We start from the raw sequence: 22906 nt of genomic DNA, 5'->3' as shown, positions 1-22906 counted from the left end.
TGCTCAATCTCCCAGGCGCAGCCACTCTCTGCGGCATACCCTCAAAGCCAAACCGCATCCCAATGCGGGTAATCACCGACCTTGGTAACCAATCCCGCCCTGACCGGGTTGGCCACGATATACCTTGCCGCCTTGAGAATATCTTCGTCTCGGCGCAAAGCGCGGTCGTAATAACCTGCTTGCCATATCGGTGACATCTTTACGCCGGCTTTGCGCAATGCATTGCTGGATTGGCACTTGAAGCGTTGCATCAGTTTGCTAAGCGTCGCGTCTTTCAATTCTATCAACCAGTGCAAGTGGTCTGGCATCAATACCCAAGCTAGCGAGCGACAGTGTTGCTGCTGATCTGCATGGCGTAGATTGTGAATAGCTAAGCGGGCATGGTGAAGGTTGTGGAACAGCGGCTGACGCAGGTGTGTGACAGTCGTCAGCATGTACAGCCTGCCTGGCACCGAGCATCGGGCATGGCGAAGCCTGCAGCCGTGGGGTTTGGTCATCGTGTTCATCCTTGAGTATGTGTGTGCCGGGGCAGCGTAGTCGCGGTGGCTGGGGGCTGGCGTTAATCAGAGTTTCAGCATGTGAATGGATGGCGTGGGATTTGCGGTGCTGCGCAGATCAAGCGCCGCCCGCGCGGCGCTCGATTGTCGCTCCAATGCAAATCTATCGTCGGACACCTAAAAGCTCTCGCTGGCTAGACCATTCTTGTAAAACTTCAATCTTGAATTTTTTTATTAAGTCAAGAACCGCCCTGTTCAAAACCTTCCCGGCGTGCTACAAACTGGTTAAGCAATGATCTAGCTGCTTGATAACGAAGGGAAAAATATGACGAAGTCGGAGCTGATCGAACGTATTGTCACCCATCAAGGGCTGCTCTCGTCCAAGGACGTGGAGCTGGCCATCAAGACCATGCTTGAGCAGATGTCACAATGCCTTGCTACCGGCGATCGCATCGAGATCCGCGGTTTTGGCAGCTTCTCGCTGCACTATCGTGCCCCACGCGTGGGCCGTAACCCGAAGACCGGTCAGTCGGTCAGCCTCGAAGGCAAGTTCGTGCCGCACTTCAAGCCCGGCAAAGAGCTGCGAGACCGGGTCAACGAAGAAGACGAGGCTGAAGCCTGATCAATCAAGGAGCAATCTGATGCGTAACCTCAAGCGCGCCCTGGCGGTGGTGTTCGTGCTGCTGTTGGCGGCTGTGGTGCTGTTTTTCGTGCTGGAGAACCAGCAAGCTGTGTCGTTGGTCCTGTTCGGTTGGTCTGCGCCGGAAATGCCGGTTGCTGTGCTGGTATTGGCCGCCCTGGTTATTGGCCTGGCAGTCGGGCCGTTGCTGGGTGCCTAAGGCGTACTGCGCAGCAAGCGCAAGATCAGGGCTTCCGCTCGCCAGGCGGCACTGAGCGGTAATTAAAAGGTAATTTCCTACACTTGTTGGGGAAGTCTTACCTATGCCTGCACGGGGCGTCATGGAGTAATAGCGCACTTCGATTTTGCACAGGCGAGTGTGCGTAGCATGGAATATCCCGTCCTTTCCCATCACGGTGGTACCCGCAGCGTCACCGGTTCCTGCCACCAGTTGCACCTCGATCCGTCCACCAGCATGCTGGTTGATTGTGGCTTGGAGCAGGGCGCCGAGGCAGCGCCAGGCGCAGAAACCGCATCGCTCGGTTTCGATGTGCAAGGCATCGAAGCTCTGATCGTCACCCATGTGCACCTCGATCACGTTGGCCGTATTCCGGCGCTACTGGCTGCCGGCTACCGCGGCCCCATCCTTTGTAGCGAGCCTTCCGCCCGGCTGCTGCCGCTGGTGTTGGAAGACGCCTATAAGCTGAGTGTCAGCAGTGACCCTGCCCAGGTGGCGCGATACCTTGATTTTGTCCGCGACCTTATCGTGCCACTGCCTTTCGAGCATTGGCACACCTTGGTCGAGCGCCCCGGCCTCGAGTGTCGCATCCGCTTGCAGCGCGCCGGCCATCTGCTGGGTTCTGCCTATGTCGAATGCGATATGAAACATGGGCAAGCCAATAGCCGCTATGTGTTCTCCGGCGACTTGGGTGCGTGTGGCAACCCATTGCTGCGCCCGTTGCAACCCCCTGAGCGGGCTGATGTGCTGGTGCTGGAAAGCACTTATGGCGACCGGCTGCATGCGCATGCCGGCGATCGCAGGCAACGCCTTGAAGCGGCAATCGATCGCGCCCTGGCTGACAAGGGCACCATCCTCATCCCGGCTTTCAGCCTGGGCCGCACCCAGGAATTGCTGTACGAGCTTGAAGACATACTTCATCGCAAGGCTTTGCTGGGTAGCACTGGTCCTGGGCCGGATGGCGACCCGCTCGACTGGTCGCAGTTGCCCATTATCCTCGACTCACCCCTGGCTCAGCGCATCACCCGTGTGTACCGGGAGCTGCACGACTACTGGAACGCCGAGGCCAAGGCGCGACTAGCACAAGGCCGCGACCCGCTCGGCTTCAGCCAGCTGATCAGTGTGGACACCCATGCCCGACACCAGCAGGTGGTGAACTACCTGAAAAGCACCGGCCGGCCGGCGATCGTGATTGCCGGCAATGGCATGTGCTCGGGTGGGCGCATTGTCAACTACCTCAAGGCCATGCTGGGCGACCCGCGGCATGAGGTGATCTTTGTGGGGCATCAGGCCAAAGGCACGCCAGGGGCGGTTATACAGGCCAGCGAAGGGGAGCAAGGGTTTGTGCAGCTAGATCTGGATGGGCAGATGTACGAAATCCGCGCGAAGGTGGTCACGTTGAGTGGGTATTCGGGGCATGCGGACCAGGCGGGGTTGGTTAATTTCGTCCAAGGCATGTCGGAGTCGCCAGGCACGATCGTTTTGGTGCATGGTGAGCAGCGTGCAAAAGTCGCTTTGAAGCAAGCCCTGCAGGGTAGTCAAATACAGCAACCAAAGCGGGGACGTGTTGTTATCGCGTCATGATAATCAAGAGTTGCTCATGGCGCGGGCGGGTTGGAGGCAGGTCTCGCCGAAGGGCGGTTGCTGTGACGTTGCCCGCCCCCCCTTGAGCAGATCCAAACAGCAATCTCTGATATTCTGTGGGCCTATGCTTGTTATCTTGCCTAAGGATGGCGCAGGAGTGATTACATTCTGCGGGGTAGGTTGGGGGCGTTGTGGTTGTCGTAGCAGCTTCCACAACCAGCACCAAAATGCCACTTCTGCCGCAGCCTGTACTCTGGCAACCGTTTAAGGATTCGACTATGCAATTGATCCCCGTGATCCTTTCCGGTGGCGTTGGCAGCCGTTTGTGGCCCGTTTCACGAGAAGCACATCCCAAGCCTTTCATGACGTTACCAGATGGGCAGAATCTGATTCAAAAGACGTTTCTTCGCGCGGCTGGGTTGGAGGGGGTTGCTGAGATTTTGACCGTCACCAATCGGGAGCTTCTATTCAAAACCGAGGATGAATACCGCGCAATCAATGATGTAGGTTTGCCTCAAGGCTATATCCTGGAGCCTTTCGGGCGCAATACCGCAGCGGCTGTAGCGGCCGCGGCACTGCAGTTGCGCGAGATCTACGGTCCGAAGGCGCTCATGTTGGTGTTGGCTGCCGATCACTTGATTAGCAAAGAAGTGGCTTTCCGCGATGCGGTGGCTAAGGCTACGCAGCTCGCCTCCAGTGGGTGGCTAGTAACCTTTGGCATCAAGCCACGCTACCCTGAAACTGGCTTTGGCTATATCGAAGCGGCTGCCGATGGTGTACTTGGCGACGGTCTGAAGGTAGAGCGATTCGTTGAAAAGCCGGACTTTGAGACAGCGCAGGGCTACATCGCAGCCGGCAATTACTATTGGAATGCCGGAATTTTCTGCTTCCAGGTTGGCTCGGTCATCGCAGAGTTCGAGCAGCATGCGCCGGATGTTCTGAAGGCGGTTGAGCAAACGCTTGAATCATCACGTTGCTCTACCTCCAGTGGCTATTCCTGCCTGGCTCTGGACGTCGAGAGTTTTGCCAAAGTGCCGGACATTTCCATCGACTATGCGCTGATGGAGCGCTCGCGCAGGGTCGCTACCATTCCATGCGATATCGGCTGGAGCGATATCGGTTCCTGGAACGCGGTAAGCGAATTGACCTCGCCCGACGAATCCGGCAACCGCTTCGACGGTGAGGTGATGGCTTATGGAGCGAAAAACAACTTCGTTACCACTGAGAACCGCCTCGCTGCCTTGGTAGGCGTTGAAAACCTGCTGGTAGTGGACACTCCGGACGCCTTGCTCATCGCTCACAAGGATCATGCGCAGGATGTCAAACACGTCGTCACGCGGCTTAAAGCCGAAGGCCATGCGGTGCACCGTTTGCATCGCACGGTGCACCGCCCCTGGGGTACCTACACCACACTGGAGGACGGTGATCGTTTCAAGATCAAGCGCATCGTAGTCAAGCCCAAGGCTTCACTGTCACTGCAGATGCACCATCATCGCAGTGAGCATTGGATAGTCGTCAGCGGGATGGCTGTCGTCGTCAACGACGAGCAAGAATTGATGCTGAACACCAATGAGTCCACCTTCATCCGTGCTGGGCATAAGCACCGTCTGCGCAACCCGGGTGTGATTGACCTGGTGTTGATCGAGGTGCAGAGCGGTGAGTACCTAGGCGAAGACGATATAGTCCGTTTTGAGGACAACTATGGGCGCTGTGATGTTTGAGTACAGGTTGGGCAGGAGCAGCAAGTGCGCGGGCCGATGACGTCAGGTCCTGGAGCATGGTTTGAAGCAATTGATTAGCCAGATGAAACCGAGATGTATCAATGAAAATGGGAGGGTTATAAGATGGCAATTAGCTACCAATCCTCCATAGGCTTGGAAGAGAAGGGGGCCGAGGTCGCGATCCTGATGTGCACCTACAACGGTGCTTCGTTCCTTAGGGAGCAACTCGACTCGTTCGGCGCACAGACGTACAGCAACTGGACACTTTATGTATCCGACGACGGCTCTAGTGATGCTACCGGCCAGATTCTGACCGAGTACCAGCAGCGCTGGGGGGCGGCGCGGCTGCAGGTCTTTGAGGGGCCGCGTCAAGGCTTCGCAAAAAATTTCATATCACTGCTCAAGCGCCCAGCGGTGCAAGCGCGCTTTTACGCCTTCAGTGATCAAGACGACGTCTGGTTCAGTGACAAGCTGGAACGAAGTCTGGCCAAGCTGGTCACAATGCCGCTTGAAAAGCCGGCGCTTTATTGCTCTCGGACCCGACTTGTTGATAGCGACCGTAACGCGGCAGGGTATTCACCTCTTTTTACCAGGCGCCCATCTTTTCAGAATGCGCTGGTGCAGAGCCTGGCTGGGGCCAATACCATGATGATCAATCAGCAAGCCCGCAGCTTGCTGGTGCAGTTGCCTGAAGATGCCAGTATCGTGGCGCATGACTGGCTCGCTTATATTTTGGTAACAGGGTGTGGTGGCTTTGTGCTTTACGATTCACAGGCAAGTCTTGAGTACCGTCAGCACACCGACAACCTGATCGGGGCTAACAACACCTTTAGTGCACGGCTGAACCGCTTGCGAAAAATGCTATCAGGCCGTTTTGTCAGGTGGAACGACGCCAATCTGGAAATACTGCGGGCGATGAGTCCATTGTTGACTCAGGAAAATCGCACCATTCTGGCTCATTTCGAAAAAGGGCGGCACCTTGGCCTTGCAGCTCGTCTTTGCGCATTGCGTCGCTCGGGCGTCTATCGCCAAACTTTTGTAGGGAACATCACGCTGATGATCGCTGCGTGTCTGGCCCGGATTTGAGCACAGCTTTACAGGCTGGGGCGGTTGCAAGCATCAGCGTCAATTGCTTGTAGCACCGTCCTCGCGCCACCTGTTTTTTGGAGATAAGTAGCAAATGAAAGCAACAAAGCAAGCCATCCCGGAGGTCATCCTCTTTGAGCCTCAGGTTTTTGGCGATGAACGAGGGTTCTTCTTCGAAAGCTTCAATCAGAAGGTGTTCGATGAGGTGGTGGGTCGCCCAGTAAACTTCGTTCAGGATAACCATTCCCGATCGGTGAAGGGTGTGCTGCGGGGGATGCATTATCAGATCCAGCAACCCCAGGGCAAATTGGTGCGGGTCGTTCAGGGTGAAGTGTTCGACGTAGCGGTCGACATGCGTAAGAGCTCAAAGACCTTTGGCAAGTGGGTGGGTGTTCACCTGAGCGCCGAGAACAAACGCCAGCTCTGGGTGCCAGAAGGCTTTGCGCATGGTTTCGTGGTGCTGTCGGAAACCGCCGAGTTCCTTTACAAAACGACCGACTTCTACGCGCCGCAGTACGACCGCAGCCTGGCTTGGAATGACCCGACCGTAGCCATTGAGTGGCCCTATGAAGGGGAGCCCGCATTGTCGGCGAAAGATCAGAAGGCTAGCGCTTTTGTCGATGCCGACGCCTACGCCTGACGCTGCCGGTCTTTGCAAGCCTAGCCATTCCGTGCATAGGGGAGCGGCTGGGCTTGCGTGGCTGCTTGGCGCACCGACAGTCCGATACATGCTCCGAGGTAACTGAATGAACCCGCATTCACGGGCCCCCGTCTCACCGTGGGCACTGGTAAGCAATCTCTGGCATTACCGCCGGTTGATTCTGCAAATGACACGCCGAGAGGTAGTCGGCCGCTATAAAGGCTCCGTAATGGGGCTGTTGTGGTCTTTCCTGACGCCATTATTCATGTTGGCGGTATACACTTTCGTTTTTTCCGTCGTATTCAAGGCCCGCTGGACAACTTCTCCGGATGAAAGCAAGGGCGATTTTGCCGTGTTGCTGTTTGCCGGCATGATCGTGCACGGTTTGTTTGCCGAGGTATTGAACAGGGCGCCTGGGTTGATCCTGGCAAACGTCAATTACGTCAAAAAGGTTGTTTTCCCGCTCGAGATCCTGCCGGTCATCTCGATGTGTACCGCGCTGTTCCACACCGGTGTGAGTTTGCTGGTACTGGTGTGCGCGATTGTTTTCGTCAATGGCGAATTCCACGCGACCATGCTGCTTGTGCCGTTGATCGCGCTGCCTTATATCCTGTTCGTGCAAGGCTTGGCTTGGGCGCTGGCTTCGTTGGGCGTGTACCTGCGCGATGTGGGTCAAACCATTGGCATCATCACTATGATCATGCTGTTCATGTCTCCGGTATTTTTCCCGATCAGCTCGCTGCCGGTTGAAATGCGCCCCCTCATGGAGGCCAACCCGCTGACGTTCATCATTGAGCAGGTCCGGGAGGTATTGATTTGGGGCCATATGCCGAACTGGATAGGGTTGGCTAAATACTCGGTGATGGCACTGATGACTGCCTGGTTGGGTTACGCATGGTTCCAGAAAACGAGAAAGGGATTCGCTGATGTCCTCTAACCCCCAGCAGCAGAGTGACGCAGCGATCGTCGTTAGCGGTGTATCGAAGTGCTTTCACATCTATGGCAAGCCCCAGGACCGGCTTAAACAGTCCATCATGCCTCGCCTGAGGCGAGGGCTCGGCCTGCGGCAGAAAGCTTACAGCCGAGAGTTTTGGGCGCTGAAAAACGTGTCGTTCACGCTCAACAAGGGTGAAACGCTCGGTATCATCGGCCGCAACGGCTCTGGCAAATCGACCTTGTTGCAGCTGATTTGCGGCACGCTGAGCCCCACCCATGGCCATGTGCAAACATTTGGTCGGGTAGCGGCATTGCTGGAACTAGGCGCCGGTTTCAATCCGGAATTCACGGGCCGCGAGAACGTCTACCTCAGCGCGGCATTCTATGGTTTGACCAAAGAGCAGACGGACGAGCGGTTCGACGACATCGTGAACTTCTCTGAAATCAGGGATTTCATAGATCAGCCGGTGAAGACTTACTCCAGCGGCATGTTTGTACGGCTAGCTTTCGCGACCATTGCGCATGTGGATGCCGATATCCTCATCATCGATGAGGCGCTGGCGGTTGGCGATGCGATCTTCACCCAGAAGTGCATGCGCTTCCTGCGCAAGTTCAAAGAAGAAAAAACCCTGCTGTTTGTCAGCCACGACAGCACTTCGGTAATTGCGCTGTGCGACAAGGCACTTTGGCTGGCCGATGGTGAGACCAGAGAGCTTGGTGAGGCCAAGCAAACCTCGGAGCACTACCTGAACTTTATCCTTGGCGCCACGCAAGACAAGCAGCTCCAGGATCAGACGCATGCTTCTGCGACAGCCCGGAAACTTCGAGAAATTTGGGCAGGTGGTCAGCCTTACGAGACTGCTGGCCCGCTGAGCCTTTTTCAGCCCAACTTACAGGCTTCGGCGCAGACAGACCCGCTAGGGGCGCAGATCAATTACGTAAACGTTACCGCCGAAGATGGCAGTGACATCAGGGCGCTCAAGGGCGGCGAAGTTGTAACGCTGACGATTCGCGCTGTTGCTTACACAGAGTTAAGAAGCCCGGTGTTGGGGTTCTATATCAAGGATCGGCTTGGCCAGTTCCTGTTTGGCAGCAACACGCTGAGCATCAAGGACCGCTTGCCGCCAGTAGCTGCGCCAGGCCAGGAGTTCAAGGCGGAATTCACCTTCCCGATGCCATGGCTTGCCGGTGGCGACTACTCTATTCAGGTTGCCGTCGCTGACGGTACCCAGCAAGACCATACTTCGCACCACTGGATTCACGACGCTGTCATTTTCCATTCAAGCCAGGATCCGTCGGCATCGGGATTGATCGGCATACCGATGTTGGACATTCAGTTAAGTATCGATACCGAAACAGGTCTATAAATGCACCTCCCTGCACATAATTATGGTCGGCTCTTTCTCGAGACCTACCGCAACAACCTGCCTGTTGGCTCCAAGGTCGTCATCATGGGTGCGCAGCACCTGGGTGGCTCGCCTAAGGACATCTGCCCACAAGGCTTTGAACGCATTGGCGTCGATACAGCTGAGGGGCCGGGCGTGGATATCGTCCTGGACGACGCCTGTGCCCTGCCGTTTGAGACCGAGAGTGTAGACGCTGTCATTTGCAGTTCGCGCTTTGGGCATGCGGACATGTTCTGGGTGGTGTTCAATGAATTCCTGCGTATCCTCAAGCCTTCGGGGCTACTGTGTGTCTGCGCGCCGAACGACGGCGACCTGCAGCGCCAGCCAGAAGATTGCTGGCGGTTCTACCCCGACGCAGGCCATGCGCTGGTGACCTGGGCGCAACGCAGCGGCTACTCGCCCGTTCTGCTGGAATCGTTCATCGGGCCAAGGGAAGCGAGCGGTTTGGCAGGCAACCGGCACGACTTTGTCGGCGTTTTTGCCAAGACCGCCGCCATGGCGCCGCAGGTCCACAACCTGATGTTCAGCGGACAGGCCGAACTCACCAACGTGCGGTTGCCAGGTGCAACAGAGTTGCTCAACGTGCAGGCGCGTTCGGCGGACGCGGCGTTGCTTGATCAGCTACGCGAAGAAAATGCCGCGCTGCTTGGGAGCCGACACCATTTACAGGCGCTGCTGGCCGGCGCGCAGCAGACGCACCAGCAATTGCACGCTCAGTTGGCTGAAGCCAGCGCCGCGCCGCAGGAAGTAGAAGCGAAGCTGCAAGCACAGCTGGCAGAAGCCCACAGCGTCGCAGCCGAAGCCCAGCATGCATTGGCGGCGTCGATGGCGTCGGCCAAAGCGGACCAACAGCTGCTGGCCACGCTTCGCGATGAAGTGGCCAATGCCCGCAGCGAAATTTCCCAGGCACGGGAAGAAACTCAGAGCCTCAAGCTGCAGTTGGCGTTGCGCAACGAACAAGCCAGCCGGTCTGCCGATGAATTTGCCAGTATCGTGCAGGGCATTCATAGCTCCAGCAGTTGGAAAGTGACCGCGCCAATGCGCCTGCTTTCTCGGGCGCTACGTGGGCAGCGGCCGTTGGTTGCCGGTGGGCTGCGTGCCCGTGTGCTGCAGCAGGTCAAGCCGCTGTATTGGGCGATCCCTCCGAAGTACCGTAACCCTGTACTGAATTGGGGCTATCGCAATCTGGCCTTTGTGTTCCGCGGCAGCCCGCATTACGAGATGTGGAAGAACGGCAGCCAGCCGCTGATCGAAGCTGTGGATAACACGTTGATCAACTTGGACGGCGTGCTGCAGGCAGACCACGTCGAAGGCACCATCGCCATTCACTTGCACATGTACTACGACGACTTGGCCCCTGAGTTCGCTGGCTATCTGAAGCACATGCCGTTTGTGTACGACCTTTATGTGTCGGTCAAGGATGCCGAGGGTGAGCAGGCCTGCCGGGCGGCGTTCCAACAGTTGCCCAACTGCAATGCGCAGGTTTTCCAGGTTGTGGACAACCGTGGCCGGGACATTGCCCCGATGTTCGTCACCTTTGGTGAGGCACTTCGAGGCTATGACTACATCGCCCACTTGCACAGCAAGAAGTCGCTTTACAACGCCGGAGCAACTGAGGGATGGCGTCAGTACCTGGCAGGTAACCTGCTAGGTAGCACCGCGACCATTCGCAGGATCTTTACCCTGATGACGGGTGGCAAGGGCATCGTCTACCCGCAGAACTTCAAGTCGGTACCTTCTCAGGCCAATACCTGGCTGGCCAATAAAGGCATGGGTATGGCCTGGTGTGCACGCTTGGGTATCGCACCGGTGCCGCAAGGGTATTTCGATTTCCCTGCCGGGTCGATGTTCTGGGCGCGAGGCGACGCGATGCGGCCGCTGTTCAGCGCTGGTATCACCATCAACGACTTTAATGAAGAGGCGGGTCAAACTGACGGTACCTTTGCTCACTGCCTCGAGCGGCTGCTGGCGCTGAGTGGCCGCAAACAAGGCTTGCAGCCTGGCATTTTGCAGGACACCGAGAACCCTACATGGTCGTCCTGGCGCCTTGACCAGTCGGTCGGCCGCCCGCACGAGTGGATGGTCGGGCAGTTCTCCAACCCTGCCATCAAATGCATCGGTTTCGATATTTTCGACACGCTGCTGATTCGCCCGCTGATCGACGCTGAAACTACCAAGCGGATTGTCGCGGCCAATTTGCCGGCGCACCTGTCCGCACTGTTCAGCGATTATCGGGTGCTCGCAGAGGGCGAGGCGCGCAAGCAAAAAGGCAAGGACGTAGACCTGGACGACATCTACCAGGCGTTCCAGCAGCTCACTAAGCTTGCCGACCAAGATGTGCAGACCATTCGCGAGCTCGAAGAGCATACCGAGTACCAATCGTTGTCCGTGCGCAGCGGCGGCCTTGAATTGTTCGAGGCGGCGAAGGCTACGGGTAAGCCGGTTGCGTTGATTTCCGACATGTTCCTGCCCAAGTCCCTGATCATCGCGGCGCTCAATGCCAATGGCGTACATGGCTGGACGGCCTTCTACCTGTCCAACGAAGTAGGGCTGCGCAAGGACACTGGGCAGCTGTATGACCATGTTTTGCAAGACTACGGGCTGCAACCGTCCGAGTTCATCATGGTGGGTGACAACGAGCGCTCCGACTTGCAGATCCCTTGCGACAAAGGCTGTGTCGGCTTGCATATTTTGCGCCCCACAGAGCTTGCCAGGGGCACGCCGCGCCTGCGTAGCATTGTGGAGAGGTACGAGTTCGCCCACGACCTGAACGCCGAATTGACGCTGGGCCTGCTGTTCCAGAAAAACTTCCCTGCAGTGGTTTACCCTAACCTGAACCCTGGGTCGCTGTTCCACGCTACGCCGTACAATATCGGCTACAGCCTGGTCGGGCCGATGCTGACCGGTATGGCGCAGTGGTTGATCGACAGTGCCCGGCGCGATGGTGTTGAGCAGCTGCACTTCCTGGCACGTGAAGGCCAGCTGATGAAAGCCGTTTACGACGTTTGGGCTGAGGAAGTCAGCGATGCCCCACCTTCGAAGTACCTGGTCGTTTCCCGCCGCACCTGCAGCGTGCCGCTGCTTGCCAACCTGGACGATGTGCTGGCCCTCGGCAAAGGCGACTACTACCTGAATACGGCGAGCAACTATTTGCTTGAGCGCTTCGGTTTGACTTTGAGCGATTCAGCCTGGAGTGAGCTGCAAACCGAATTGAATGTAGGCCGGGATACTCAAGTTGAGGTGCGCAACGGCAACCTCGCCGTGTTGGAGCCGGTGCTGACCAAGCTGGCCGAGACCATCTTCAAGCAGGCAGAGCAAGAGCGTGAAGCACTGGCCTTGTATTTGAAGACCATGGGGTTGATGGCTGGCCAGCGAAACGCGGTGGTAGACGTTGGCTATGGCGCCACCATCCAGAACTACCTGTGCAAGCTCACCGGGCAAAAGCTCAATGGCTACTACCTGGCCACCGACGAGCGTTCGATCCCAGTGGCCGAACAGCACGGCGTGATTGTGCGTGGTTGCCTGATGCACAACGTAGAGCACAGCCTGGCGGCCCCAATCATGTACCTGCGTAGCTTCGAGCTTGAAAAGCTGCTGAGCTCCAGTGATGGGCAGGTTGTGAAGTACACGTCTAAGGATGGTGTGAACGTAGAGGCCCATTACCGTGAGCTCTCGGTCCAGGAGCGTGATGGTGATGCGTTCAGGAATGACCTGCGCAATGGGGTGCTTCAGTTTGCCAGGGACGCAGTGCGGGTACGTACCCAGTTGCTGGGCAGCTTTGCGCCATCGCTTGAGGCCAGCCGGGCGATTGCCGATGAGTTTTTCTCGAAGCACTCTACCGACGAGCTGAAGTTGCTGGGCGAAGTGATGCTGGATGACCATTACTGCGGACGTGGTGTGGTGTAGCAAGCCAAGGTGAAGGGCTGAACAGCAGCCCTTCACCTTAACCCGCTAGTAGGGCGTTGCACGATCGGGTACCCGCATTACCTACGGTGATTGGGCTGCTGACCGAGAACGCCCATCAACAGGCAGATGACAAAGAACATCACCCGGTCACGTGTACGCCTGCGGCAACTGGCAGCGCTGAACGCCAGCTTGGTCCACGATTTCACCTTGTGGTGAGTGCCCGTTAACGCGAAGAATGGGCTGTTTATCTGCAAAAGCCGTGCAGTCAACAGCACCTGCTCAAACCACCAGCCGTTGGTAATCTTCCGCCAGCGCGCCTTTGCTGACGCCATCCCATCGTTAACCCCAACCTGGTTGCGCTCATGCTGCCGGTAGTCCAGCCCTGGACGCGGGTCAATGACCCAGCCATAGCCACGACTGCGGGCGAAGGCGTAGCAAAACCAATCGTGCAGGTCGATATGCTGTGCTTCGTCCCAGCAACTCAGCAGCTGTGCTTTGAAGGCCAATGCCAGCTTACGGCTAAGCACATAGGTGCAGCCAGGGCCAGCGGCTTCAAATAAATGGTCCCAGCGCACTTGGGGTTGAGCTTTATTGACCCGCAACCGGCGCCCATCCGCCCAAAACGCCACGACGTTGCTCGAATACCCCTCAGCTTCGCTGCTGCGCAAGGTGGCAACGGCCTGTTCGAGCTTGTCCGCATACCATATATCGTCCTGATCGGCGAATGCCACAAAGTCATACGCTGACAGGTCAACGTCCCTGATCAGGCGAAAGAAATTGCGTGAGGCGCCGCCGAAGACGCCGGAGGAGGGCAGAAGCACGACATTGGCATGGGCCTGTGCAAACTCCGCACACCACAGTTCGGTGCCGTCGGTGGAGGGGTCAACGCTGATAAAAATGTCAACGTTGACCGCAACCTGGGCAAGGACAGAGGCCAGTTGCGCCTCTATCCATTCGCGACCGTTATAGGCAGCCAGCAGCACTGCAATTTTGGCGGCGTTTTTAATCCCCGTCGCCATACTTAGTGGCGACCTGGCTCCAGGAGGCCTAGCAGGTATTTGCCGTAGCCGGTCTTCTTGAGTTTTTCTGCCTGCTCGGCTACTTGCTCTTTGGTGATCCAGCCGTTGCTGTAGGCAATTTCTTCCAGGCACGCCACTTTCCAGCCTTGGCGTTCTTCGATGGTTTGGATGAAGTGGCTGGCCTCCATCAACGACTGGTGAGTGCCGGTGTCCAGCCAGGCGAACCCACGGCCGAGAATTTCGACACTGAGGTTTTTCTGGTTGAGGTAGGCACTGTTCACATCGGTAATTTCCAGCTCACCGCGCTCGGAGGGCTTGATGCCCTTGGCGATCTCGACGACGTTGTTGTCGTAGAAATAAAGGCCGGTTACGGCATAACTGGACTTGGGCTTGGCAGGTTTCTCTTCGATGCTGAGCGCTCGCCCGTTGGCATCGAACTCAACCACACCGAAGCGCTCAGGGTCGGCAACATGGTAACCGAACACCGTGGCGCCCTCGGTTTGTTCAGCAGCGGCGCGCAGGTTATCGGAGAAATGCTGGCCGTAGAAAATGTTGTCGCCAAGGATCAAGCAGCAAGGGTCTTTGCCAATGAACTGTTCGCCAATGATGAACGCCTGTGCCAAGCCGTCCGGGCTTGGTTGCTCGGCATAGCTGAGCTGCACGCCATATTGGCTGCCGTCGCCCAGCAGCTTACGAAATGCTGGCAGGTCTTCGGGGGTAGAAATGATCAGGATCTCCCGCATGCCCGCCAACATCAGCACCGACAGAGGGTAGAAAATCATCGGCTTGTCGTAGATGGGCAGCATCTGCTTGGAGACGCCCAAGGTCAATGGATGCAGGCGCGTCCCGGAACCACCAGCCAGAATGATCCCTTTACGATTGGTTGTGTTCATTTATTCAAAGCTTCCATAAGCATACGGGTTACACCCAATTGCCAATCCGGCAGGTGCAGTGAAAATGCGTCGCGAAGTTTTACGGTCGCCAGGCGCGAGTTCAACGGCCGGCTGGCAGGCGTTGGGTATTGGGCGGTGGTGATTGGGTTGACCGCTTCCACGGCAAGGGTTTCACCGTGTTTGCGGGCAAACTCGATCACATAGCTTGCGTAAGCGTGCCAGGTTGTTTCGCCAGCGGGCGCCAAGTGATAGATGCCTCCGAGTTCGGGCTTGCGCATGGCTTGCTGCAGCGCAGCCACGGCGACATCCGCCAACAAGTCGGCCCCAGTGGGTACGCCCACCTGGTCAGCGATCACGCTCAGCGTTGGCCGGTCTTTGGCCAGGCGCAGCATGGTTTTGGCAAAGTTGTTGCCGCGTGCGGCATACACCCAGCTAGTGCGGAAAATGAGGTGCTTGCAGCCCGACGCCGCGATCAGTTGCTCGCCCTCGAGCTTGGTTGCACCGTAGTAGTTTACCGGCGCTACCGGGTCGGTTTCTTGCCATGGCGCAGTACCGCTGCCGTCGAAGACGTAGTCGGTGGAGTAATGTACCAGCCAGGCATCGAGGCGCTTGGCTTCTTCGGCCATTACCTGGCTGGCCAAGGCGTTGACCGTGTGGGCCAGCTCGCGCTCGGTTTCAGCTTTGTCCACCGCGGTATAGGCGGCGGCGTTGACGATGACCTGCGGTGCCACCTTGGTAATGGCCTGGCGCAGGCCGGCAAGGTTTGACAAGTCTCCGCTCAGTTCACCGTAAGCGGTTTGTGCCGGATGGCGGTCGAGGGCCACCACTTCGCCAAACACGCTCAGTGCCCGCTGCAGTTCCCAGCCAACCTGGCCGTTTTTGCCCAGCAGCAGAATCTTCATGTCTTACCCGTGCGCGTGGTGTAGTTGGAGTCGATCCATTGCTGGTAGCTGCCGCTTTTCACGTGCGCCACCCATTCTGGGTTGTCCAGGTACCATTGCACAGTTTTGCGGATACCCGACTCGAAGGTTTCTTCCGGCACCCAGCCGAGTTCGCGCTGGATTTTGCTGGCATCGATCGCATAGCGCAGGTCATGGCCAGGGCGGTCCTTGACGTAGGTCAGCAGGTCGACATGTGGGCGGAAGGCCGAGTCTGGGCGCAGTTCATCCAGCAGCGCACAGACGGTGCGAACCACTTCGATGTTCTGTTTCTCGTTGTGGCCACCGATGTTGTAGGTTTCGCCGATCTCACCCTCGGTCACTACCTTGTACAGCGCACGTGCGTGGTCTTCGACGTACAGCCAATCGCGAATCTGGTCGCCTTTGCCGTAGATCGGCAGTGGTTTGCCTTCCAAAGCATTGAGGATAACCAGCGGGATCAACTTCTCGGGGAAGTGGAACGGGCCATAGTTGTTAGAACAGTTGGTGACCAGGGTTGGCAAGCCATAGGTACGGGCCCAGGCGCGCACCAAATGGTCAGAGCTGGCCTTGCTGGCGGAGTAGGGCGAACTTGGCTGGTACGGTGTGGTCTCGGTGAACAGATCTTCCGGGCCCTCAAGGTCGCCATACACTTCATCGGTGGAGATGTGGTGGAAGCGGAACGCTGCCTTGCGCGTGTCGTCCAGTGCCACCCAGTAGCCACGCGCCGCTTCCAGCAGGTTGTAGGTACCGATGATGTTGGTTTGGATGAATTCGGAAGGGCCGCTGATGGAGCGGTCGACGTGCGACTCTGCGGCCAGGTGCATGACGGCATCAGGTTGATGCTCGCGGAATACGCGGTCGAGCTCGGCGCGGTCACAGATGTCGACACGCTCGAATGCGTAGCGCTCGCTCTGGTCGACTGACTGCAGCGATTCGAGGTTGCCTGCATAGGTCAGTTTGTCGACGTTGACCACCGAGTCTTCGGTGCTGGAGATGATGTGTCGCACGACTGCCGAGCCAATGAAGCCGGCACCACCTGTTACTAATATCTTCACGAGAGTTTTCTACCTTGAGGTTCTGACAGAGCCTATGAACTCTGCATAAGTCCATGCACGTACGACTTAGCCATCATATAGACGTGAGTCAAAAGTATACCTGATCGCCCGTGGCGTACGGTAATTTGCCTGGGTTGCTAAGCCCCGTCCTGCGGCGCCCTGGGTGGCATTAGCAGGAGCGTGCAGGAATATAGCGGAAGCATAGACATCTAAAATATGAAATGTTCTGACCTGACTGTAAGAAAGTTCTGATTGCTGCCGAGCGGTTATATGGCAAGTGCCAGGCGTTATCCACGCCCGAGGTTAGAACTCGGGTAACCTCGCCGGCCTCGTGTTGCCGATGCTGAGCCAGTATCATGTTCCGAAGCAGGTCTATTAACCCGTCGAGCGACTTCCCGAGAAGGCCTCGATGGCGATTTTCTGGAGGATTCATGATCGCGATCGTCACCGGCATCACAGGCCAGGATGGGGCGTACCTGGCCGAGCTGCTGCTTGCCAAGGGCTACACCGTCTACGGCACCTACCGCCGTACCAGTTCGGTCAACTTCTGGCGCCTGGCGGAGCTGGGCGTCGAGCAGCACCCCAATCTGCACCTTGTGGAGTACGACCTGACCGACCTGTCGGCGAGTATTCGCTTGCTCCAGACCACACAGGCAACTGAGGTTTACAACCTCGCTGCGCAGAGTTTTGTCGGCGTATCGTTCGACCAGCCGGTGACCACGGCTGAAATCACCGGCCTCGGTGCTGTCAACCTGTTGGAGGCCATTCGCATCGTTAATCCAAAGGCGCGCTTCTATCAGGCCTCGACCTCTGAAATGTTCGGTAAGGTGCAGCAAACCCCCCAGGTCGAAAGTACGCCGTTCTACCCGCGCAGTCCCTATGGTGTCGCCAAGCTTTATGCGCATTGGATGACCATCAATTACCGCGAGTCGTATGACATTTTTGGCGCGAGCGGCATTTTGTTCAACCACGAGTCACCCTTGCGCGGCCGTGAGTTCGTCACCCGCAAAATCACCGACAGCGTAGCCAAGATCAAGCTAGGCAAGCTCGACCGAATGGAGCTGGGCAACCTTGACGCCAAGCGTGACTGGGGTTACGCCAAGGAATACGTCGAAGGCATGTGGCGCATGCTGCAGGCTGACGAGCCCGATACCTTCGTGCTGGCCACCAACCGCACCGAGTCGGTACGCGATTTTGTGACCCTGGCTTGCAAGGCAGTGGATATCGATATTATCTGGCAGGGCAAGGCGGAAAACGAAACGGGAATCGACGCTGCCACAGGCCGTACCCTGGTCGCGGTAAACCCCAAGTTCTACCGCCCCACCGAAGTTGACCTGCTCCTTGGTAACCCGGAAAAGGCCAAGACCGTGCTGGGCTGGGAGCCCCGTACCTCTCTGGAAGACCTCTGCCGCATGATGGTAGAGGCCGACCTGCGCCGTAACGCCAATGGCGTGAGTTTCTGACGGCGGTTCCCGCAAGTGCGCCTCCCGGTCAAGCCTGGCTTGGGCAGGTGCCCGCGATTTGGAGTTTCTAGATGGCCAGAATTCTTTTGACCGGGGCCAATGGCTTTGTCGGCAAGGTGCTGCAGCGCCGGTTGCTGAATGGCAACCATGAAGTCGTCGGCACGGTGGCAACAACCCCTGCGCCAGCCGAATGCGACTACCAGGTGATGGACATCTGTGATCGGGCTCAGGTCGAGGCGGTTATCCAGCGGGTCAAGCCCACGCACTTGGTTCACCTGGCAGCGGTATCGAATGTTGCCGTCAGCTTCAAGGAACCTCTGCTGACCTGGCACACCAACGTCATCGGTACCCTGAACCTGATGGAGGGGCTCAAAGCGCACGCGTCGGAGTGCTTCACCCTGTTTGTCAGCTCGTCCGAGGTGTACGGCGAGAGCTTCAAAAGTGGCCAGCTGCTGGATGAAAACGCGACCTGCGTCCCGATGAACCCCTATGCTGCCAGTAAGCTGGCGGCTGAGCATGCTGTGATGCAGTACCTGCGCCAAGGTATGCCAGGGGTGGTAGTGCGCCCGTTCAACCATATTGGCCCAGGGCAGAGCGCAGACTTTGTCACGGCCTCGTTCGCCAGGCAGATCGCGTGGATAGAGGCCGGTTTACAGCCGCCCGTGCTCAAGGTTGGCAACCTCGATGCAAGCCGTGACTTCTTGAATGTGCATGATGTGTGCGAAGCCTACGCAATGCTGCTTGCCGCAGACAGGGATCAGCTTCAGCACCGAACGTACAACATTGCTTCTGGCGCAAGCCGGCAGATCCGCAGCGTGTTGCTGGCGCTGTTGGCCGAAGCTACGGTACCGATCACCGTCCAGACTGACCCCGACCGCTTGCGTCCTTCGGACATTCCGCTGGCAGCAGGGGCCAATGCCCGAATCAAAGAAGCCGTGGGCTGGGTGCCTACTACGCCGCTCGCGCAGACGGTGCGTGACATTCTCGACTACTGGCGTGGCCAGGCGTTATTGGAACCACCTCTAACTGATTGATTGAGCGGGCCGGTGTGGCAGCGGTTCCCCCGCGAAGCAGGCAGCCGGTGTTCGCGGGTGAATCTTGATGCCGGTCAGTTAAGCAATTTGGGGCCGCTAAGCGGCCCCACCGGCCTTCTGACTGGTTTCAGTCCTCAGGACTCGGACAACATCTGGCGTATTTCTGCCAGGCGGGCGCGGTAGCGCAAGCCTGTATAGCGGTAGCTGAAGAAGCTTTGCATATGCAGGCGCGCTTTCTGCCCCAAGGCGCGCCCCATCGAGGGGTCATCCACCAACTGCACCATGTAGGCCACTGCCTGCTCGCAGTATGGGTCCGCCCAGTGCTGTGCTTCGTAATGGGGGTACTCACCTTCCTTCACCGCCACCAAGCGGTAATCGACTGGCAAGCTGCAGTGCGCGGCCATGAAGTCCATGTTGCCGGAATAGGCTGTGGCGATAACAGGCTTGCCCAGCGCCATCGCTTCGGCAATACCGAAACCGTAGCCCTCGGAGCGATGCAGTGACACAAAGCAGTCACTGCAGCGCAGCAGGTTTTTCACTTCGGTACTGCTCATGGTCCGTTCTATCAAGGTGACCCGGCCGTGCAATGCCTTCACTTCAGCCTGCAAGTCGGTAAACGCCTGCGGGTTCATGTCTACCCCGTTCACCTTGATCACCAGGTGCGTGTTGGCGTACGGCCGCTTGGCCAGCATTTGCCTGAACGCCTCGAAGACGCCCTGGGGGTTTTTCCGCGCCGAATAGGAGCGCAGGTCATAAAAGAACAGGAACACATAATCGGCTTCTGGCAGGCCGAAGTAGCGGCGGCCAAAGAAATTGTCGAGGTGGACCTCCGTGGCCAGTGGCATATGCACCACAGGCTTTTTGCACGCCGCCTGAAGGCCGTCCATGACAAACTGCGAAGCGGCCCAGATTTCGTCGAAACGGTCGAGTTGTTCGGCCCATCCGTCTGGGTAGCGCGGCAGCTCCCACAACGGATAAATGATGTTGTAACCCGTCCAGGGGCGCGTCTGGTTGATATGCTCCAGGGCATGTTCCACTTCGTTGCCGTTGATGTGGAATATGTTGATCGCGGCTGGCTGCTCGGTCAGTGCCTGGCCAAATTCAGCGCTGTCGGCCTCAGTGGCGGGGACGATTTTATAGATATCGTGGATAACGGGCGGTGTATACACCGCTCTCAATGAACGGAACGTGGCACGTACATGTTCGCCCATACCGATGGGCGCAAACGGGTGGCCGGCCAGGCATACGTCATTGCTGTTTTTAATGATGTGGGTCATCAGGGTCCAGCCAGTCAGTTTTTCTTCAGCAGACGCGAGGCGTCTAGCGCGTTGCTTACGGCTTCGAGGTAGGTGTGGCCAAAGCGCCGGTCAGGCTCAAGGTACGCACCTTCGGCCCATTCGTTCCATGCATTGATGAACACCAGGCGTTCGTCGCCGAAGTGTTGCTGGCGGGTATCGGTAATCGACTCCTCAAGCCAGGCCTGGAAGGCGCCTGGCGTGGAGTGCTCGAAACACCCGCCCGCATGCTGGCGCCGGGCGGTGTTGTCCCACCCGGGCATTACGCCTTTGAAGCGTGTATAGGCAGGGCCGGGGCGCGAGGCGAAGCTTACCGCGATGTCCCGGTAGTCTGCTGAGTGGCCTGTGAAGTCAGGGTTGAGCATTTCGCCGCTGGGTGGCTTGGGCTGCACCAAGCCGCCTGGGGGGAACTCGACCGCCGCATCACATCCGAACTGAGACGGGTGGAAGTTTGCGGTGGCCAGCCCGAACGACTCGACCATAGCGATGTAGATTTCGCCCACGCCTTGATCGCGGCAAGCTTCCCGCCAGCGTGCTGCCGTTTTGGCGAAGTCGGGGAACAGCGTCGGCCGATAGATCAACAGTAACGGGCGGTCGCCGACTTTGATGTAGCGGCCATCCTTGAAGAACCGGATCAGGTCGTTGATCACGGCAAGATCGTCTTCGTCGCTGTGTGCCTGGGCAATCAAGACCTCCTGCTCGAGGCCGTCCCAGCGGCGTGTCCAGTTCTCGTTTGCCCAGCACAGGCAGAACGGGATGTCTGGCTTGTCGCTCTGCAGCAGTTGCTCGACCGGGCGCTCCAGCAAGCGCTTGCCGTCGAACCAGTAGTAGTAGAAGCAGAAGCCATGAATACCATAGCGCTGGGCCAGGTCTGCCTGGGCTTGCATGACTTCGAGCAGGCGCAGGTCGTAGTAACCGAGGTCGGCGGGGATGCGTGGCTGGTAATGCCCGACGAAATTGGGTTGTGCCTTGCTGACATTTGCCCATTCGGTGAAGCCCTTGCCCCACCACACGTCATTTTCCGGCACCGGGTGGAATTGCGGCAAGTAGAAGCAGATGAGCCGCGGGTCGAAATGTTGCTCGATGGTCGAGCCCCACTTGCGGTTCAGCACACTGACATTGTTGGCGATGCTGGCCATCTTGAAGTCGTCACCGGCAGCTGCGGTGGTTTTCGACAGATGATGAATGATGGTGGCATGCGGGTTGTAATAGACCTCGTAGCCTTCGGCACGAATGCTCAGGCACAGGTCGCTGTCTTCGCAATAGCAGGGCAGAAACGCTTCCGAGAAACCGCCGATGCGCTTGAGCAATGCGGTAGGGGCGAGCAGGCATGCGCCGGATACGTAATCCACCCGGCGTGTATAGTTGAAGCGCGGCTCGCCAGGGTTTTCGGCAAAACCTACCATGGTCGACAAACCATCTGGTGCCAGCGCCGCACCGGCTTCTTGCAGGTGGCCGCTGGGGTAGACGAACTTAGGCCCTACGGCGCCTACCTTGTCGAAGTCGGCGAAGGTGGCCAGCAATGCTTCGAGCCAGCCCGCCGTCACCTGCACGTCGTTGTTGAGATACACGGTGAACGCACCGGTGACCTGGCTCATGGCCTGGTTGCAGTTGCGTAAAAAACCCAGATTGTGCGAGTTGCGCAGGTAGCGAATGTTGGCCACCTGGCTTAGCAGCGCCTGGGTTTGGTCGGTAGAGGCGTCGTCGGCGACGATGATCTCGACATCCAGGCCTGCAGGCAGGTGCTGCTGGATGGACGCCAGGCATTCGAGCGTGAGTTTGGCGTTGTTGAATACCGGAATCAGGATGGACACCAGTGGCAGCGCCCCAGGGGGCTGGAACTGCAACTGCGCGGCATGATCGGCCAACTCGGCCGGGTCGAAGTCCAGCACGGGTATGAGCGCAACCGGGTTTGCCGCGCGGTGCTCGGCCTTTGCCTGAGCAATGCGTGCGCGAACCTGTGGGTAGTCTTGCCATTCCCAGGCGCCATCAGCGCCAGGCAACGCTTTTGCTGCAAGCGGCAGCAAGGGTGTTGGCACTGCATCCGAAAATTGCGCTGGCGAGCCAGCGGCATTTTGCTCGGCGGGCACGGCAGGAGTGGTGAGCGGGTCTTCATGTGCGGTGTGTACTGCGGCGGCCGACTCGGCTGCCTGCGATGGCTGTTCCGTCATAGCGGGTGCGGGTTCCTGTGGAGACGCTTCTTCTACAGCATACCGCGTTACGCGGGCGAGCACGCTTGCGAAGCGATGTGCATCCTCGCAAACGCTGACCGACGGGGCGTGCTGCACGGTGCATTGGGGGAGGCGGGTTGTTCGACGTAGTTTTTCAGCGCCTATGAAATCGAGCGCCGCCCGCGTGGCGCATCGCGAGCTTCGCTCCCTCCCACGTTTGTTTCGGGCCAATTAATCCTGTTGGATCTGCGCGCGGACGCCTTGGCACATGACGCGATATCGTGTCGTACAAACCAGGCGGTCGCGCGCGCCCGGCACAGGCGTGACTGGCCCGAAACAAACGTGGGAGCGAGCGCAGCTCGCGATGCGCCGCGCGGGCGGCGCTCGATGTACGCCTCCCCCTAAACTCGAGACAGGCACCCG

Annotated in this window: 16 protein-coding genes and 2 pseudogenes; 11 read left to right on the top strand and 7 right to left on the bottom strand. The window is 58.1% G+C overall.

The window, feature by feature from the left end; translation table 11 throughout:
- Positions 1–41 precede the first annotated feature (41 nt).
- The gene (locus APH36_RS03795; protein WP_060497545.1) at positions 42–497 is read right to left on the bottom strand and encodes a transposase; all 456 of its coding nucleotides are present in this window, start codon (positions 495–497) and stop codon (positions 42–44) included.
- Positions 498–822: 325 nt separating this feature from the next.
- On the opposite strand from APH36_RS03795, the gene ihfB reads away from it, so the two are divergent.
- The 9 genes and pseudogenes from ihfB to APH36_RS03750 all read left to right on the top strand — a co-directional run bounded on the left by ihfB (position 823) and on the right by APH36_RS03750 (position 12633).
- Positions 823–1119, top strand: coding sequence for an integration host factor subunit beta (gene ihfB, locus APH36_RS03790; RefSeq protein WP_003252675.1), 297 nt, complete (start codon positions 823–825; stop codon positions 1117–1119).
- A 19-nt stretch (positions 1120–1138) separates the two neighbouring features.
- A pseudogene (locus tag APH36_RS03785) lies at positions 1139–1402 on the top strand (lipopolysaccharide assembly protein LapA domain-containing protein).
- Positions 1403–1504: 102 nt separating this feature from the next.
- A complete protein-coding gene (locus tag APH36_RS03780; protein WP_060497543.1) occupies positions 1505–2938 on the top strand; it encodes an MBL fold metallo-hydrolase RNA specificity domain-containing protein in 1434 nt (477 codons plus the stop codon).
- A 278-nt stretch (positions 2939–3216) separates the two neighbouring features.
- Positions 3217–4659 (top strand): mannose-1-phosphate guanylyltransferase/mannose-6-phosphate isomerase, encoded by a 1443-nt coding sequence (locus tag APH36_RS03775; RefSeq protein ID WP_060497542.1) that lies wholly within the window; start codon positions 3217–3219, stop codon positions 4657–4659.
- Positions 4660–4782: 123 nt separating this feature from the next.
- Entirely contained in the window at positions 4783–5745 is a 963-nt protein-coding gene (locus tag APH36_RS03770; protein ID WP_223623256.1) for a glycosyltransferase family 2 protein, read from the top strand.
- Positions 5746–5839: 94 nt separating this feature from the next.
- Positions 5840–6385, top strand: a complete 546-nt coding sequence (rfbC, locus tag APH36_RS03765) for a dTDP-4-dehydrorhamnose 3,5-epimerase (protein ID WP_049273363.1) — start codon at positions 5840–5842, stop codon at positions 6383–6385.
- 106 nt (positions 6386–6491) lie between these two features.
- Complete coding sequence (locus APH36_RS03760; protein WP_060497541.1) at positions 6492–7322, top strand: ABC transporter permease; 831 nt, start codon at positions 6492–6494, stop codon at positions 7320–7322.
- Positions 7312–8688: an ABC transporter ATP-binding protein gene (locus APH36_RS03755; protein WP_060497540.1), complete on the top strand. Its 1377-nt coding sequence runs from the start codon at positions 7312–7314 to the stop codon at positions 8686–8688. The genes APH36_RS03760 and APH36_RS03755 overlap by 11 nt, the downstream gene beginning before the upstream one ends.
- Before the next feature lie 84 nt (positions 8689–8772).
- Positions 8773–12633, top strand: a complete 3861-nt coding sequence (locus APH36_RS03750) for a rhamnan synthesis F family protein (protein ID WP_177337074.1) — start codon at positions 8773–8775, stop codon at positions 12631–12633.
- A 77-nt stretch (positions 12634–12710) separates the two neighbouring features.
- On the opposite strand, the gene APH36_RS03745 is transcribed toward APH36_RS03750, so the two are convergent.
- From APH36_RS03745 to rfbB, 4 genes are read right to left on the bottom strand one after another with little or no spacing between them, the layout of a single operon-like run.
- Positions 12711–13652 carry a glycosyltransferase gene (locus APH36_RS03745; protein ID WP_060497538.1) on the bottom strand — a complete coding sequence of 314 codons (942 nt, stop codon included), beginning with the start codon at positions 13650–13652 and terminating at the stop codon, positions 12711–12713.
- Between the two features lie 2 nt (positions 13653–13654).
- Entirely contained in the window at positions 13655–14545 is an 891-nt protein-coding gene (gene rfbA, locus APH36_RS03740) for a glucose-1-phosphate thymidylyltransferase RfbA (RefSeq protein ID WP_060497537.1), read from the bottom strand.
- On the bottom strand, positions 14542–15447 hold the full coding sequence (gene rfbD / locus APH36_RS03735; protein WP_060497536.1) for a dTDP-4-dehydrorhamnose reductase: 906 nt from the start codon (positions 15445–15447) through the stop codon (positions 14542–14544). The genes rfbA and rfbD overlap by 4 nt, the downstream gene beginning before the upstream one ends.
- Positions 15444–16520 carry a dTDP-glucose 4,6-dehydratase gene (gene rfbB, locus APH36_RS03730; protein WP_060497535.1) on the bottom strand — a complete coding sequence of 359 codons (1077 nt, stop codon included), beginning with the start codon at positions 16518–16520 and terminating at the stop codon, positions 15444–15446. The genes rfbD and rfbB overlap by 4 nt, the downstream gene beginning before the upstream one ends.
- Before the next feature lie 431 nt (positions 16521–16951).
- On the opposite strand from rfbB, the gene gmd reads away from it, so the two are divergent.
- Positions 16952–17983, top strand: coding sequence for a GDP-mannose 4,6-dehydratase (gmd, locus tag APH36_RS03725; RefSeq protein WP_049278244.1), 1032 nt, complete (start codon positions 16952–16954; stop codon positions 17981–17983).
- A gap of 71 nt (positions 17984–18054) precedes the next feature.
- The gene (locus APH36_RS03720) at positions 18055–19017 is read left to right on the top strand and encodes a GDP-mannose 4,6-dehydratase (protein ID WP_060497534.1); all 963 of its coding nucleotides are present in this window, start codon (positions 18055–18057) and stop codon (positions 19015–19017) included.
- A 134-nt stretch (positions 19018–19151) separates the two neighbouring features.
- Here APH36_RS03720 and APH36_RS03715 read toward each other — a convergent pair whose 3' ends face one another.
- Positions 19152–20294 (bottom strand): glycosyltransferase family 4 protein, encoded by a 1143-nt coding sequence (locus APH36_RS03715; protein WP_060497533.1) that lies wholly within the window; start codon positions 20292–20294, stop codon positions 19152–19154.
- Positions 20295–20308: 14 nt separating this feature from the next.
- A pseudogene (locus APH36_RS30520) lies at positions 20309–22315 on the bottom strand (glycoside hydrolase family 99-like domain-containing protein); the annotation flags it as partial.
- Positions 22316–22906: the final 591 nt, after the last annotated feature.

The sequence above is a fragment of the Pseudomonas sp. NBRC 111133 genome, from assembly GCF_001320605.1.
In the GTDB taxonomy this organism is placed as follows: Bacteria; Pseudomonadota; Gammaproteobacteria; order Pseudomonadales; family Pseudomonadaceae; genus Aquipseudomonas; species Aquipseudomonas monteilii.
The sequence above is the reverse complement of the archived record's forward strand: the minus strand, read 5'-3'. Positions and strand labels throughout refer to the sequence as shown.